This is a genomic window from Murinocardiopsis flavida (assembly GCF_003014485.1).
In the GTDB taxonomy this organism is placed as follows: domain Bacteria; phylum Actinomycetota; class Actinomycetes; order Streptosporangiales; family Streptosporangiaceae; genus Murinocardiopsis; species Murinocardiopsis flavida.
In genome coordinates, this window is record NZ_PYGA01000009.1 from 75877 (window position 1) to 91942 (window position 16066).

General features: G+C 72.5%; 11 protein-coding genes. 7 read left to right on the plus strand and 4 right to left on the minus strand.

Annotation, left to right across the window (positions count from 1 at the left end; genetic code table 11):
* The first annotated feature begins 2 nt into the window (after nt 1-2).
* The 4 genes from CLV63_RS14100 to CLV63_RS14115 all read left to right on the plus strand — a co-directional run bounded on the left by CLV63_RS14100 (nt 3) and on the right by CLV63_RS14115 (nt 3722).
* On the plus strand, nt 3-734 hold the full coding sequence (locus tag CLV63_RS14100) for a phosphocholine cytidylyltransferase family protein (protein WP_106583464.1): 732 nt from the start codon (nt 3-5) through the stop codon (nt 732-734).
* 5 nt (nt 735-739) lie between these two features.
* A complete protein-coding gene (locus CLV63_RS14105) occupies nt 740-1789 on the plus strand; it encodes an iron-containing alcohol dehydrogenase family protein (protein ID WP_106583465.1) in 1050 nt (349 codons plus the stop codon).
* A complete protein-coding gene (locus tag CLV63_RS14110) occupies nt 1767-2537 on the plus strand; it encodes a CDP-alcohol phosphatidyltransferase family protein (RefSeq protein WP_106583466.1) in 771 nt (256 codons plus the stop codon). Before CLV63_RS14105 ends, CLV63_RS14110 begins: the two co-directional genes overlap by 23 nt.
* Nucleotides 2538-2894: 357 nt before the next feature.
* A complete protein-coding gene (locus CLV63_RS14115) occupies nt 2895-3722 on the plus strand; it encodes a glycosyltransferase (protein WP_106583467.1) in 828 nt (275 codons plus the stop codon).
* 452 nt (nt 3723-4174) lie between these two features.
* Here CLV63_RS14115 and CLV63_RS14120 read toward each other — a convergent pair whose 3' ends face one another.
* The 3 genes from CLV63_RS14120 to CLV63_RS14130 form a co-directional block, all read right to left on the minus strand.
* Complete coding sequence (locus tag CLV63_RS14120; protein WP_106583468.1) at nt 4175-5365, minus strand: glycosyltransferase family 4 protein; 1191 nt, start codon at nt 5363-5365, stop codon at nt 4175-4177.
* A gap of 445 nt (nt 5366-5810) precedes the next feature.
* A complete protein-coding gene (locus tag CLV63_RS14125) occupies nt 5811-7130 on the minus strand; it encodes a nucleotide sugar dehydrogenase (protein ID WP_106583469.1) in 1320 nt (439 codons plus the stop codon).
* Nucleotides 7131-7252: 122 nt separating this feature from the next.
* Nucleotides 7253-8974: a glycosyltransferase family 4 protein gene (locus tag CLV63_RS14130; RefSeq protein ID WP_245928808.1), complete on the minus strand. Its 1722-nt coding sequence runs from the start codon at nt 8972-8974 to the stop codon at nt 7253-7255.
* Nucleotides 8975-9122: 148 nt separating this feature from the next.
* Between CLV63_RS14130 and wecB the strand changes: the two genes are divergently transcribed.
* The 3 genes from wecB to CLV63_RS14145 all read left to right on the plus strand — a co-directional run bounded on the left by wecB (nt 9123) and on the right by CLV63_RS14145 (nt 14327).
* Nucleotides 9123-10220 (plus strand): non-hydrolyzing UDP-N-acetylglucosamine 2-epimerase, encoded by a 1098-nt coding sequence (wecB, locus tag CLV63_RS14135; protein ID WP_106583470.1) that lies wholly within the window; start codon nt 9123-9125, stop codon nt 10218-10220.
* Nucleotides 10221-10401: 181 nt separating this feature from the next.
* Nucleotides 10402-12126: a hypothetical protein gene (locus CLV63_RS14140; RefSeq protein WP_106583471.1), complete on the plus strand. Its 1725-nt coding sequence runs from the start codon at nt 10402-10404 to the stop codon at nt 12124-12126.
* A gap of 71 nt (nt 12127-12197) precedes the next feature.
* Nucleotides 12198-14327, plus strand: coding sequence for a glycosyltransferase (locus CLV63_RS14145; RefSeq protein WP_106583597.1), 2130 nt, complete (start codon nt 12198-12200; stop codon nt 14325-14327).
* Nucleotides 14328-14367: 40 nt separating this feature from the next.
* Here the strand turns inward: CLV63_RS14145 and CLV63_RS14150 are convergent, their stop codons facing one another.
* Nucleotides 14368-15840: an LCP family protein gene (locus tag CLV63_RS14150; RefSeq protein ID WP_106583472.1), complete on the minus strand. Its 1473-nt coding sequence runs from the start codon at nt 15838-15840 to the stop codon at nt 14368-14370.
* Nucleotides 15841-16066 lie beyond the last annotated feature (226 nt).

Below are 16066 nucleotides of genomic sequence, written 5' to 3' on the forward strand. Positions count from 1 at the left end.
ACATGCTCGGTATGGTTCTGGCCGCGGGAGCGGGACGCCGACTGCGCCCATACACCGACACCCTGCCCAAGGCACTGGTGCCGGTCGATGGTGACACCACCATCATGGACATCTCCCTGCACAACCTCGCAGCCGCCGGGCTCACCGACGTCGTCGTCGTCGTGGGCTACCGCGCGGAGGCCGTCGAGGAGCGCAAGGAGGCCCTGGAGCGCCGCCACGGCGTCCGGATCACCCTCGTGTACAACGACAAGGCCGAGGAGTGGAACAACGCCTACTCCCTGTGGACGGCCCGCGAGCACTTCGCCGCGGGCGTCCTGCTCGTCAACGGCGACACCGTGCACCCGGTGAGCGTGGAAGAGACGCTACTCGCCGCGCGCGGCCCGGAACTCCTCCTGGCGGTGGACAACGTCAAAACGCTCGCCGACGAGGAGATGAAGGTGACACTGGACCCCGCCGGGCACGTCCAGCGCGTCACCAAGCTCATGGACCCCGCCGACGCCGCGGGCGAGTACATCGGCGCCACCCTCATCGAGGGCTCCCTCGCCGGGCGCCTCGCCGACGCCCTGAAGGCCACCTTCGAGCGCGACCCGCAGCTCTACTACGAGGACGGCTACCAGGAGTTGGTCGACCGCGGCGAGAAGCTCGCCGTCGCGCCCATCGGCAAGGTCGACTGGGTGGAGGTCGACAACCACGACGACCTCGCCATCGCGCGGGAGATCGCATGCCACTACTAGCCCGCATGGTCACAGCCCCCCTGGCGATCGACGTTCGGGAAGGCGCCATCGGCTCCCTCGGGTCGGTCCTCGCCGACCGCCGCATCGCCAACGAGGGCCGCATCGCCGTCGCGGTCGGCCCCGGCCAGGGCGCGCAGATCGCCTCGGAGCTCGACCTCCCCAACTGCGAGGTGTTCCAGGTCGACGGCGGCAGCGTCGACATCGCCAACGAGCTCGGCAAGAAGCTGCGCTCGGGCGCCTACGAGGCCGTCGCCGGCATCGGCGGCGGCAAGACCATCGACGTCACCAAGTTCGCCGCCACGATGGCGGGCATCCCGATGGTGGCCGTCGCGACGAACCTGTCGCACGACGGCATCGCGTCCCCCGTCAGCTCGCTGGAGCACGAGGGCGGCAAGCCGTCCATCGGCGTGACGATGCCCATCGCGGTCGTCGTCGACATCGACTACGTGCGGGCCGCCCCGCAGCGCCTGGTGCGCTCGGGCATCGGCGACGCCGTGAGCAACCTGTCGGCCATCGCCGACTGGGAGCTGGCAGGCACCGAGCAGGGCGAACCCGTCGACGGCATCGCCGTCACCTTCGCCCGGGTCGCCGCCGAGGCGATCCTGCACCGCACCGACCCGGTCGACTCCCAGGAGTTCCTCACCTCGCTCGCCGAGGCGCTGGTCCTCTCGGGCATGGCGATGTCGGTCGCGGGGTCCAGCCGGCCGGCGAGCGGCGCCTGCCACGAGATCATCCACGCCATCACCGAGCTGTACCCCGGTACCAGCAACCACGGCGAACTCGCGGGGATCGGCGCGCTGTACGCGTACTTCCTCCGCTCCACCTACCAGGGTGTCGGCGAGACCCGGATGCAGAGCATCCGCGAATGCCTGCTGCGCAACGGCCTGCCCGTCGTGCCGGGCGACATCGGACTCAACGAGGAGCAGTTCGCCCAGGCCGTGGCGCGCGCCCCCGCGACCCGGCCGGGCCGCTACACCATCCTCGAACACCTCGACCTGTCCGACTCCGACATCCGCAAGAGCGTGGGTGAGTATGTCAAAGCCTTCGGTCGCTGAGGTCCGCGCGGGCGGCCAGCCCGCGGGCATCAAGGAGCGGCGCAACGAGGAGCACTGGGCCGGCCGGTACTACATGCGGGACCTATCCCCGTACGTCACCGTGTGGTTCGTCCGCGCGGGCATCGCGCCCAACCCCATCACCTTCATGATGATGGGGTTCGGCGTGCTCGCCGGGGTGGTGCTCGCCTTCGGCGGGCTGTGGACCGCCGTCCTCGCCGCCGTCCTCGTCCAGATCTACCTGCTGCTCGACTGCGTCGACGGCGAGGTCGCGCGCTACACCGGGCGCACCAGCGTCGCCGGGATCTTCCTCGACCGGATCGGCCACTACCTCGCCGAGATCGCCCTGCTCATCGGCCTGGGCGTGCGTGCGCAGGGCGGGTTCGAGCCGGGTATCTGGGTCATCGCCGGGATGGCCGCCGCCATCGGCGCGGCGCTCATCAAGGTCGAGACCGACAACGTCGTGGTGGCACGCGCCAAGGCCGGGCTGCCCGACAAGGTGTCGGAGGCGGCGATGCACCCGCGGTCCAGCGCCCTGAGCACCGCGCGCAAGTTCGCCTCGATGCTGATGTTCCACCGGCTCATCCAGGCGGTGGAACTCTCCCTCGTGGTCGTCGTCATCGCCGTCATCGACACGGTCCGCGGCGACCTGCTCGCCACCCAGGTCCTGACCGTCGCCTGCGTCGCGGCGGCAGCGCTGCAAACCGTCCTGCACCTGGTCAGCGTGCTCGCTTCGCGCCGACTCGACTGAGCCCCCTGCCGTCGGTCCGCGCCGGCGCCCGGACACCCCGGGCCCGGTGCGGACCGGCCGCCGCGGGCGGGGAACCCTTATCCGCCTATTAGCACGGGGCCGCTAGGGTCCCTTGCCTGACACGCGTCCGAGTGTCCGGGCCGGTGCCCGGACGATCCCTGAACGGTGCCCATGACCAGCCCTGCATCCCCGGAAGCGACCGCCTCTGCCCCAGCCGGTGCGCGCACTCCCGCCGACGCCGCGCCGCGTCCGCAGGACCCTGCCGACGCACTACGCTCCCAAGTGGATGACCGGAGCGCCGACGGCTCCGGTCGGGAGGGTGAGCGGCGGTTGAAGGTCTCGTGCGTGATCTTGACAATGGGTACGCGTCCCGATGAGCTCCGCCGCGCGGCCAAGAGCGTCCTCGAACAAGGCGTCGACATCGAGCTGATCGTGGTCAGCAACGGCGCCGAGCTGCCCGACTTCCCCGAGAACGTCATCACGCGCTCCCTGCCCGAGAACATCGGCATCCCCGCCGGCCGCAACAAGGGCGCCGAGCTGGTCACCGGCGACATCATCCTGTTCCTCGACGACGACGGCTGGTACCGCTCGCCCGACCTCGCCAAGCACGTGCAGGACCGGTTCGCCGCCGACCCCCGCCTCGGCGCGGTGTCCTTCCGCATCGCCGACCCCGACGGCGGCCCCGACCAGCGGCGGCACCTGCCCCGCCTCGGTTCGTCCGACCCGCTGCGCTCCAGCAAGGTCACGACCTTCCTCGGCGGTGCGTGCGCAATCCGGACGGCGGCGTTCGAGAAGGCCGGCGGCCAGGCCGAGGAGTTCTTCTACGCCCATGAGGAGAGCGACCTCGCGTGGCGCATCCTCGACGCCGGGTACGACATCCTCTACGACGCCGAAGCGGTCATGTACCACCCGGCGACCCTGCCCACCCGGCACCCGGACTTCTACCGGCTCAACGCCCGCAACCGGGTGTGGCTGGCCCGGCGCAACCTGCCCTGGCCGCTGGCACTGGGCTACCTGGGCTCCTGGGTCGCCATCACCCTCCTGCGCGAGCGCGACCGCGAGAGCCTGAAGACCTGGTTCACCGGGTTCAAGGAGGGCTGGCGGGAGTCCCCGGGCCGCCGCCGCCCCATGAAGTGGTCCACCGCCTGGCGCATGACCAAAGCCGGCCGCCCCCCGATCATCTGACCCGTCAAGGAGTCGGCCTCGCACCCCGGTCTGGCCCAAGGCGTCCGGGGGGCGAGAGCGCCCTCAACCCCAGAAGACCGGAGCCAGGCTGCCAGGACGCCTGCGCACGCCCCTACTGCGCCGCTTCGCGATTATCGCGCAGCGGGGGCCCGCGACGGCCGACACACATCCCGCACTTCGACCGCCGGGCGGGTACTCCGCGGATTCCGCAGCAGACATCCCCGGCGACACGCCCGCATCGCCCCTCCCGGGCAGTGAAAGCCCGGGATCCGCTCGGCCGACACTGCTGCGCAGGCTCAACGGCAGCCCGGCCCAGGTCAGCTGTTGCTAAGGACGCTCTCGGCACCAACCCCCGGCGCTACGCCTGGTGAGAAATCACGGCAGGCGGTCGGTCCGGGAGCCGTGCTGGTCAGCGCTCTGTTCTGGCTGAACCGCGACCCATATAACACGATCTAGGTCGGGGTGAGGGTGCGGGCCGTCATGGGCTCGATGCTCGGGTGGGCCACTCTGGCCTGCTCTGGAGCCTGCTCGGCGGCCCCCACCCGGCGCGGGACCCCGGCCCACTGCGCCAAGTGCCCCACGAACGCCTGCGCCTGCACCGGCCAGTGGTAGTGGGCGCGCGCGATCGCGTGCCCCGTGCGCGCGAAGCGCAACCGGGTCTCCACGTCCGACCGCAACCGCAGCACCGCCTCGGCGGCCGCCTCCGGGTCGCCGAACGGCACCACCACCCCGCAATCCCCTTCGGGACGGCCGTTCACCAGCGCCTGCGCCGCCGGGTTCGGCGAGGTCACCACGGGCAGCCCGTGCGCCATGTACTCCACGACCTTCGTGGGCATCGAATGGCGGTAGTTCGGGGTGTCGTGCAGCAGGCTGATCCCCGCCATCGCGCCGCTCACCATGCGCAGGGCCTGGTCGTTGGGCACGAACCCGTACCAGCGGACCGCACCCTCGCGCTGGGCGTCGCGCAGCAGCGGCCGCGTCTGCGGGTCCGCCGCCCCGATGACCTCGACGGTGACCCCGTGCGGGCGCAGCCGCCGCCCCATCTCCACGAGCTCGGCCGCGCCCCGGGCAGCGGACAGTTGGCCGAGGTACACCACCCGGTCGGCACCCGGAGGGCGCTCCGGCTGCTCCGGGACGTCGGTCGTGTTCGGCACCACAGGGTGGGCCTTCGCGAAGCGGGAACGGTACCCGTCCTCGGCGAGCATCAGCCGCATCCGGCGCTCCGCCCAGGTCTCGAACCCGCGCACCACGGGACCCAGCGGGCGGCGCAGCGGGCGCGGCATCCACGGCTTCGTGAGCAGCGCGGCGGCCGCGTCCTCGTGCACATCCCAGACCGTCACCGGGCGCTCGCCCTCAGGCGGGAGCGCCAGCATCAGCTCAGGGTCGTGGAATAGCAGGACGTCGGCCGACGGGGCGTGCGCGGCGATCGCGGCGCGCGCCGCCCGCAACGCCTTGAACCGCCGTTTCCCCGAAGCGCGCGGAACGTCGACCGCCGTGATCTCCGGCCACGGGGTGACATTCCGCTCCCGGAACGGGGCGATGTAGGTGACGGTGTGCCCGGCGTCGAGCAGGGCCCGAATCTGCCGATGCAGGATCCGAGCGTCCTCGGGGTGGTGCACCACCGTGGCGACCAGTGCATGCATCGGGACGCTTCACCTGCCCTTCGAGACCCGGCCGCGCATCGGCCGTTGCGGCCACGCTAGGGACACGGGGAAACAGGGGGTGAAAACCAGGGTTACGGCAAGTAGTGATCAGAATGAACCCTGCTTGCTGGGTCGTCGCGGTTCCGGGGCGCTTCAGGCCGATGTCTTCCCTCGTCGCGTGGCGCTCCCTCGTACCTCGGTCGCACCCCGCTCCTCAGTCCAGACACCGGCGCGCCCCTCCACCGCGACTCCCGGAAACACCCCCTCGGGCGGGGGCACAAACTCCCGGGGCGGGGGTTCAAGACCCCCTGGGGACGAGGTCAAAGCTCCCCGGGGCAGGGGTTAAAGACCCCCTTGGGCTGCGCTTCGTTGATCTGCTTGCCGGGGCTATGGGTGTGACGGGAGCCGCGGCGGCCAGTTTCGCCGCGGCTCCCCGAGGTTCGGGTCAGAGGACCTGGAGGCCCTTGCGGTCGACGCGGGGGGTTCGGCGGCCGGTGTCGGCGGGCGGGGTGGGGCGGCGCAGGACGCCGCGGGTGTCGAGCAGCAGGTCGGCGTGCTCGGCGAGGACCTCGGGGGCGTACTCGCGGTGGTCGGTCAGCAGGATGACGAGGTCGGCCTCCTGAAGGGCCGTGGTGAGGTCCTCGGCGCGCGGGATACTCCGGCCGTTCACCGTCCACTCGTCGACGCGCGGGTCGTGGTAGGTGAGGGTGGCGCCCTTCTCGGCGAGCTTCTTCGCCACCGGGCGGGCCGGCGACTCCCGCTGGTCGGCGATGTCGGCCTTGTAGGTGACGCCGAGCAGCAGCACGTTGGACCGGGACAGCGCCAACCCGGCGTCGTTCAGCATCTCCAGCGAGCGCTGGAGCACATACGACGGCATGCGGGCGTTGATCTCCTGGGCCAGCTCCACGAATCGGAACGGGTACCCCAGGGTTTTGACCTTGTACGACAGGTAGTTCGGGTCGATCGGAATGCAGTGCCCGCCGACACCGGGGCCCGGGTAGAACGCCTGGAAGCCGAACGGCTTGGTCGCGGCGCAGGAAATGGCGTCCCACAGGTCGACGCCGAGTTCCTGGCAGAAGATCGCCATTTCGTTCACCAGGGCGATGTTCACGTGCCGGTAGGTGTTCTCCAGGAGTTTCGCCATTTCGGCCTCGCGGGTGCCGCGCGCCTGGACGACCGACTGGACGAACTTTCCGTAGAAGGACGCGGCGATCTCGCCGCACTGGTCGGTCAGGCCGCCGACGACCTTCGGCGTGTTGGCGACGCCGAACTGCGGGTTGCCCGGGTCGATCCGCTCGGGGGAGAACGCCAGGTGGAAGTCCACCCCGGCGCGCAGCCCCGACTCCTCCAGCAGGGGCCGCAGCACCTCCTCGGTCGTGCCCGGGTAGGTGGTGGACTCCAGGACGACCAGCGTGCCGGGCCGCAGGTGGGCGGCGATGGACCGGCCGGCCGCGGTGACCGCTCCGAGGTCGGGGCCGCCCTCGTTCGACAGGGGCGTGGGGACGCAGATGACGATGGTGCGTGCGGTGCCGAGGACGGCGGGGTCGTCGACCGCGCGGAACCCGGACTCGCGCATCCGGGCGATGTCCTCGGTCGACAGGTCGTCGATGTGGGAGCGCCCGGCTGCCAGCCCGTCGATGACCGAGCGGTTGACATCCAGCCCGGTGACGCGGAGACCCGACTTGGCGGCCTCTTGCGCCAAGGGGAGACCGACATATCCCAGGCCGATGACGACCAGGTCTGATGCGGAGGTCGCGACGTCCACAGGAATCCTCCTCATAAGCAGTGCAGATGGAATGGCCGACCGTGCTGCGTGAGGCGGGCACAGCCTGATTTCGGTCGGTACGCTGACCAGTAGACGCCTTACGGCGCGGCGCCGGTGTCGCGTCAGCCGATGTGGCCTGAATCGGACAATTCGCCAGTTATCTGTTTGTAGATCTCCAGATATCGGCGCGCGGCGGCCGCCCATGTGCGATCGGCCCCGACGCCCGCCTTCGCTGCCCGTCCGTAATCGGCGCTGGTCGTCCGACTGTAGAACAGACTTTCAAGGCAATTCGCCAGTGCTTCCGAGTCGTCCGGCGGAATTAACTCCCCGGTCACCCCTGGTTCCACGAGTTCGGCGAGCGCCGGCAGGTCGCTGGCGACCACGGGCAGCCCGCCCGCCATGGCCTCGACCGGTTTCAGCGGGGTCACCAGGCGGCACACCCGCTCGTCGCGGCGCGGCACGGCGAAGACGTCGAGCGCGGCGTGGTACCCGCGCACCTCCGCCGCAGGCACCCGGCCGGGCAGGTGCGCCGCGCCGCCCAGGGCCGCGGCCCGCTCGCGGAGGGCGCCGAGCTCCGGGCCGTCGCCCACGAGGAGCAGATGCGCGGGCACCCCGCGGCCGCGCAGCAGCGCCACCGCGTCCACCAGGGTGTCGAGGCCCTCGTAGGAGTAGCAGCTCGTCGTGCTGCCCACCACGAAGTCCCCGGCGCCGATCCCCAGCGCCGCCCGCGGCGCCTCCCGGTCCGGCAGCGGGGCCAGGAACGCGTCGTCCACGGCGTTGCCGATCACGTTCACCGCCGACGGCGCGACACCCCGTCCCACGATCTCGGCGCGCATCGCCTCCCCGAGCGTGACCACCGCGTCCGCCGCGAGCATGCACTCCGTCTCCGCTGCGCGTTCGGCCTGGTAGAACGCGTCCGACGGGCTTCTCGACGGGTCGCGCGACAACCACGACTCCTCCAGGAAGCCGCGCACCTCGTACACCACCGGGATGGCGAACATGCGGCCCAGCGCCAGCGCAAGCGCCCCGTTGCGGTGGTCGCTGGCGGCGTGCAGGACGTCGGGCCGCACCCGCCGCACCACCTCAGCCGCCATCCGCAGCGACGCGGCGAACCCGGCGGCGTCGTCCTTGGGCGCCCGCCACGGCAGCAGCCGGTGGTAGCGGACCCCGTCGACCACCACGAGGGCGCGGGCGTCGCGCACCCCCTTGGTCAGCGGGTAGCCGATCCGGGTGAGCACGTGCGGTTCCACGCCCGCGGCCTGCTGCCCCAAGGCGATCCGGTGGGTGCGCTGGGTGTACCCGGCGTTGGTGTGCGGGAGCGCGTTGGTGACCACGTGCAGCACCCGGACCGGCACAGATCGCTGACCGTTCACCACCGCTTGGCTCCGTGTTCGCCGGTCGGGGGCTACGGTGATGGCGTTCCACCGGCGGGGCGCCCGCGCCGGGACGACCTGTCCCGTCGTGACTCCCAACCGGTGCGACAGCCCGGCGCGGCGGCGCCCCTGGGGAATCCGCTCCAGGAGTTCACCGGCGAGCACGGGCTGCTCGACGGCCAGCGTGAACGCGGCGAGTCGGGCCAGGGACGCGATGGAGGCGCCGCGCGACAGGCGTCGCACCTCCTCCCGCATCTCGGCACGGCGACCCGCATCCCACAGCGCGTAGCAGCGGGGCAGTCCCCCGATCCGCTGCGCGGCGCCGCGCACCGCACGGCGCGCGGGGGAGGGCAGCAGTCGCAGGCCAAGCAGGGGCACCCGGGCGGGCTCGGCCCGCAGGTGCCTGACGGTGAGGGTGGCGGTGAACACCGCCGCTTTCGCGAAGTTGCGCACGGCCGTGAATGCAACCACCTCCGGGTGTCCTAGCGGTGACATCCCGGCGTCGCGCACGGGGACAGTAGTCGTTTTAGCAGCGCCGACCGCCCATTTCACGGCGAACCGCACGGTGCTCCGGGCGTGGCGCCGCGGCAATTTTCGAGCAGGACCCGAAGGGAACGAGATGTCGTCTGCCCCCGCCGAGATCGTCCACATCGTTGGCGCGCGGCCCAATTTCATCAAGGCGGCGCCGGTGACGGCGGCGCTGGCGGACCTTGGCATCCGGCAGTCCGTCGTGCACACCGGCCAGCACTACGACGACCGCATGTCGGCCGTCTTCTTCCGCGAACTCGGCCTGCCGCGCCCCGACGTCGACCTGGGTGTCGGCTCGGGCTCGCACGCCGAGCAGACCGCCGCGCTGCTGGTCGGCCTGGAGCGGGAGTTCACCGAGCGCAGGCCGCGCACTGTCGCCGTCTACGGCGACGTGAACTCCACCCTCGCCGCGGCGCTGGTCGCGGCGAAGCTGCACATCCCCGTCGCGCACATCGAGGCCGGGCTGCGCTCCTTCGACATGACCATGCCGGAGGAGGTGAACCGCAGGGTCACCGACCAGCTGTCGGACCTGTGCTTCACGACCAGCCCCGAGGCGGTCGGGCACCTCGCGGCGGAGGGGGTGGACGTCGGCCGGGTCCACTTCGTCGGCAACCCCATGATCGACACGCTCCTGGCGAACCTGGGCCGGTTCGACGTCGCCGCGCTCACCGAGCGCCTGGAACTGCCCGACGACTACGTCGCGGCGACCCTGCACCGCCCCGCCAACGTCGACGACCCTGCGACGGTGGCCGCCCTGGTCGCCCGCCTGCACGAGGTCGCCGACGCGGTGGACGTCGTCATGCCGGTGCACCCGCGCGGCCGCGCCGCGTTCGACGCCGCCGGGCTCGGCGACCACCCCCGGGTCCGGCTGCTCGACCCGCTCGGCTACGTCGACTTCGTCACCCTCGTCCGGGGCTCCCTCGCCGTGATCACCGACTCCGGCGGGGTCCAGGAGGAGAGCACCATCCTCTCCGTACCGTGCCTGACCCTGCGGCCCAACACCGAGCGCCCGATCACCATCACCCACGGCACCAACCGGCTGGTGACCGACAGCGAACTGCCCGGCCTGATCGGCAAGGTCCTGGCGGGGGAGCCCTTCGGCGACCGGCACGACTCCACGCCCCCGCTGTGGGACGGCCACGCCGGCGGCCGCATCGCCGCGATCCTCGCCGGGGAGCCGGCCCAGTGACCGGCGGCGGGGGCCGCCGCGGCGCGCCGGGCGCGCGCTTGGGCCGCCGACGCCCCGCCGCCCGCGGCACAGGGCATGATGAGCACGCGCCGCCTTCGGCGTGTGCGGACCGGAACGGACAACGGCAGGCGGCCGGACAACGGCAGGCGGCCGGTGGAAGACGCGACCGTAGGGACCTTTCGTGAAAAGGCGTGAGCAGAGCCAGACCGAGCAGCTTCGCAAGGCGCTGACCGAGCGCGAAGCCCAGCTCCAGGAGGCCCAGGCGCGCCTGGCCGCCCTGGAGGGATCGACGTCGCTCCAGGTGGGCCGGGCGCTGACCGCGGCGGCGAAGCGTCCGGGCCGCGGCCTCGTGCGGCTGCCCCGCGACCTGATCCGGCTGTGGCGGGGCAGCAACCGCACCGCCCACACCGCCAAGCGCCGCCGCAGCGCCGAACCGGTGCGCTCCTACGACGCCGAGCGCCAGGAGGCGCGGCTGCTCGCCGGGTCGGCGGGGCCCCGCGACGGGCGGCTGGTCGTCGCGGGCGTCCTGTCGCCCGAGGCGCGCGCCGCCGTCGAGCCGTACGTGCGCGTCGTCCCGCTGCGGCCGCACGACGCGCAGGTCGTCTTCGAGTCGGTGGACGCCGACCTGCTCCTCGTCACCGCGTCGGCCGCCGCGCCGGGCACCGCATGGGCGCACGTGGGCGACCCCGCTGCCGCCGACCGCACCCGCGCCCTCCGCTGGATCGTGGACGCCGCCGCGGGGCGCGGCATCCCCTCGGTCCTCGTCGCCGACGCCCCGGCGCCCCCGGCCCTCGCGGGCCTGGGCTACGACCTGGTCGACGACGGCGACCTCGGCATCCCGCTGCACCGGTTCAACCCGGTCGCGGCCGAGCCCGAGCGCGCGGCCGAGCCCGTGCACGCCCCGTCGGACGCCCCGGCGAGCCCCGCCGTCACCGCCCTGCTCACCGCGCTGGGCGCCGACGCCCCCCGCAGCGAGAAGCCCGGGTGGGACGCACTGCCCGACCTGCTGCGCGGCTCCGCCGCCGTGGTCGGCGACGACACCGCGCGCGCCGAGCAGGCCCTGGTGTGCGGGGCGCGGACGCTGCTCCTCGCGCCCGCGGCCGACACCGGGTACCCCTCCGGTGTGCTGCGCACGGTCCCCCCGGCCCGCGGGGGGAGAGCCGAACCGCTGCGCGCCGGGCTCGACGCCGTCCGCGACGACGGGCAGCTCACCCCCGAGGAACTGCGCACCGCGCTGCGCACCATCTTCCTGACCAGGGCCGTGCCGGTGCGCCTCGCCGAACTCCTCGGCCGCGTCGCCCTCGCACCCGGCCCGGTGTCGGACGCCGACCCGCTCGCGGGACGCCGGGTGGCGCTGCTCGCCGTCCCCACGGAGGACACCGCCTCACTGGCGCTGGCCGACGACGTGCTCCGCCAGGAGCACCCGCCCGCCGAACTGGTCGTCCCCGAGGAGGCGGCCCGCTTCGCCGGCGTCGAACGCCTGCGCTCGCACGGCCTGCCGGTCCGGCTCGTCCCGGGCGCGGCCCTGCGCGCGGCCCCGGCCCCGGACGACTGGGCGGCGCTCGCGAACGCCGCCGAGGCGCCATGGGCCGCGCTGTGGCGCGAACCGCGCGGCCCCGGGTTCCTCGCCGACCTGCTATGCGCCGCGGAGTGCTCCGGCGCCGACGCCGTCGGCCCGCCCTTCTCCTCGTTCGACGCCCGGCCCGGCGACACGGACGTGGACTGGGACTCCGCCGGCCAGGACTACGTGTTCGCCGGTGTGATCCGCCCCGAACTGGCCCGCAGCACACTCGTGCGGCGCGCCCTGCACCCTGAGATCTGGAACCGGCACGGCGCCCGGCTGCTCGCACTCGCCGCGCAACCCCACACGGTTGCGCCGCACTCGGCCTCTAAGGGGAATTCGTGACCAAGCGCGCACTCGTCTACGGCGATGTGGATCTGAACATCATCGACGGGTCGGCGATCTGGGCGCAGTCGATGACCCAGGCGCTGGCCGCGGCCGGCTGCGAGACCACACTGCTGCTCAAGGCGCCCGTCCGCACCGACCGCCTGGTGGCGCCGCTCACCGGCGTCCCCGGTGTCACCGTGCGCCGCCCGCACGAAGAGGGCCTGGTCCGCGGCGACCGGCAGCGCAACCTCGACCCCGAGCAGGCCGTCGAGCTGATCACCCGGTTGGACGCCGAATGGCGCTTCGACCTGATCGTGGTGCGCGGCAAGGCGCTGGCGACCGTCGCCGCGCACAGCGAAGCCCTGGCCGGGCGGCTGTGGACCTACCTGACCGACGTCCCGCAGAACGTCACCGACCTGACCGCGACCGCCGTGTCCGAACTGACCGACATCGCGGTGGCGTCGCGGTTCCTGCTCTGCCAGACCGAGGAGCTCCGCGGCTTCCTCGAGTCGTCGGTCCCCGCCGCGTGCGGGAAGAGCGTGCTGTTCCCGCCCACGGTGGTGCTGCCCGAGGGTGTCCAGGCCGGCGGCGAACCGCACGGGTCGCTGCGCCTCGTCTACACCGGCAAGTTCGCGCCGCGGTGGAACACCCTGGAGATGACCGAACTCCCCGCCGAACTGGAACGGCGCGGGGTCGCCGCCGAACTCCACATGATCGGCGACAAGATCCACCGCGACTCCGCCGACTGGGCCAAGCGCATGGGCCGGGCGCTGGAGGAGGCCCCCGGGGTCGTCCACCACGGCGGGCAGCCGCGCGCCGAGGCCCTGCGCAAGTCGGCGACCTGCGACATCGGACTGTCCTGGCGCGACCCCGAACTCGACGCCAGCCTGGAGCTGTCGACGAAGGTGCTGGAGCTGGGCGCGCTCGGCCTGCCCGTCGTCCTCAACCGCACCCCCATGCACGAGAACCTGCTGGGCGCCGACTACCCGCTGTTCGCCGGCGCCGACGTCGCATCCGTGGCCGACGCCTGCGAACTCGCCGCCGACCCCGGCGTCTACGCCCTCGCGGCGAAGCGCTGCCAGGACGCCGCCGCGGCGTACACACTGGAGCGGGCCGCCGGGCGCCTCCGCGACTGCCTGGACCTCGCCCTGCCGGCCGCGCCGGCGGGGGCCGACCCCCGGCGTCCCCTGAAGGTCGTCATCGCAGGTCACGACCTGAAGTTCTTCACCCGCCTCGCCGACCACCTCATGTCGCTCCCCGGCCTGGAGGTCCGCCTGGACGAGTGGGAGGGGCTGCGCACCCACGACCAGTACCGCAGCCGCGAACTCGCCGCATGGGCCGACGTGGTCATCTGCGAATGGTGCGGGCCCAACGCGCTGTTCTACGCCAAGCACAAGCGCGCCGGCCAGCGGCTGGTCGTCCGGTTGCACCGGTTCGAGCTGTACGCGGAGTGGCCGCGCAAGCTCGACATCGACAAGGTCGACGCCGTGGTCTGCGTCAGCCCCTACTACGCCGACCTCACCAGGGAGAAGGCCGGGTGGCCGGCCGACAAGGTCGTGGTGCTCCCCAACTGGGTCGACGACGCCCAGCTGGCCCGCCCCAAACTGCCCGGCGCCGAGTTCACACTCGGCATGATCGGCATCGCCCCGTCGCGCAAGCGCATCGACCGCGGCCTCGACGTCCTGGCGGAGCTGCGCCGCCGCGACCCCCGCTACACGCTCGCCGTGAAGAGCAAGCAGCCGTGGGACTACTGGTGGATCTGGAACCGGCCGGAGGAGCGCGCGTACTACGAGCGCACCTACCGCCGCATCCAGCGCAGCGAACTGCTCGCCGAAGGCGTCGTGTTCGACCCGTTCGGCCCCGACGTCGCCACGTGGCTGCGCAGGGTCGGGTTCATGCTGTCGACCAGCGACGACGAGAGCTTCCACCTGGCGCCGGCGGAATGCTCCGCGTCGGGCGGGGTGCCCGCGGTCCTCGCCTGGCCCGGCGCCGACACGATCTACTCGCGGCGCTGGGTCCACGACGACGTCGAGGCGATGGCCGACGCGATCCACGGCATCGTCGCCGAGGGGCGGTTCGACGCCGCGCGCAGCGCGGCCCGCGCCGAGATCGTCGACGCGTACGCGCTGCGGCGCGTGTGCGAGATGTGGACCGCCCTGGTGGTCCGCGGTGAGAAGCCCGAGCAGGCCGCGCGTCCCGGCCAGGTCGCCAACGCCTGAGGGCAGGGTCCCCCCGCGCCGTGCGGCGGCGCGGGGGGACTCAGCAGGCGTTCTTGGCGTCGGCGGCCGTGGTGCCGTCCGGGGTGGCGCCCCCGCCGCCGCTGTCGCCGCCGCTGTCGCCCGACAGGCCCTTCCAGTCGGCGGCCATGACCAGGCGCACCGTGGAGTCGAGCGCCGGGTCGGCCGCGACCTTCGCGTTCTCCAGGGTGTCCGCCAGGGCCTTCGCGTGCCCCTTCTTGCCCTCGCCGTAGTAGACGGTGGTCTCGGCCGGGACCTCCCCCTGCGGGTTGCCGCTCCCGGCGACCTGGAAGTCCTTGCCGCCGAGCAGCTCGGCGACCTGGGTGCCCAGGCCGGGGGTACCGGTGCCGTTGATGACCTCCACGGAGACGTCGCCCGGCGGCACAGCGGGCGCGTCGTCCTTCTTCGCGCCGCCGCCCCCGCCCTTCTTGTCGCCCTTGTCGCCCTTGCCCTTGCCGGGCAGGGAGTCGGCGTCCTTCGCGATGGCCTTGAACAGCTCACCCGCCGCGGGTTCCGACCACGCCACCCGGTTGGGGTCGGCCGGGTGGGCGCCGTTGGGCACCGTCACGAACTCGATGTTCTCCAGGTCGACCTCGCGCATCGCGATGGCGATGTCCATCATCGTGTCGACGGTCAGCTCCTCGTCGACCGTGATGGAGTCGGTGACCGCGCCGAGGAAGCCCCGCAGGTTGCTCGGGCTGGTGAGGATGTCGCTGCTCATGACCTTCTTGAGCATGGCGCCCATGAACTCCTGCTGCCGCTCGATGCGGCCGAGGTCGGTGCCGTCGCCCTGGGAGTAGCGGGACCGGACGAAGGCCAGCGACTGCTCGCCGTTCAGGCGCTGCTCGCCGGCTTTCAGGTTGAGCTTCGCCTTCTTGTCCTGCAACGGCTTGGGGATGCACATGTCGACCCCGCCGAGGGAGTCGACCATGCCCTTGAACCCGCCGAAGTCGACGCTGACGAAGTGGTCGATGTGGATGCCGGTGAGCTTCTCGACGGTCTTCCACAGGCACTCCACGCCGCCCAGGCTCATGGTGTCGCCGATCATGCCCGAGTGCGGGGCATAGCCGGGCTTGTCGCCGACCTTGCGGCACGCGGGGAGCTCCAGCATGGTGTCGCGCGGCAGGTTGACCATGATGGCGCCCTGGCGGCCGGGCGAGATGTGCGCGATGACGAGGGTGTCGGGCCGTTCGCCTTCGGCGGCGCCGTACTTGGCGTTCTCGCCGGTGCGGACGTCGGACCCGACGAGCATCAGGTTCATCGCGCCCTCGATCTTGCCGGGGCGGTCGCCGAATTCGCCGAACTCGACGTCTTCGGTGGTGATGTTGCCGGTGAGGTCCCAGTAGAAGCCGTACCCGCCGAGGCTGCCGGCGATCACCGCGGCGGTCGTGGCGATGGCGGCCCAGGCCCCGAGCCCCAGGCGCCCTTCGCGGCGTGCGCGCGGGGTGCGCTGGGAGGCTGTGGAACGCGCGGACCGGGAACGACGGGAAGCCATGGCCTGCCTATGCGGTTGGGCGGATCGAGAGGGGAGCGCGCGGCAGCGGGGAGCGCACGGCGAAGCAGCGGCGTTTCGCCGTGAATGACCACGAGATCGCCGGTTTCCGGCTCGATGCACATTAGTCCACCCGGTGGGCCGGTGCCAGCCCGGGCGGAGCGGCACCGCCCTGGGGGCCGGTGCCATCGCGGGCGGAGCAGCACCCGGGACGGCACCGGCCGGGCGG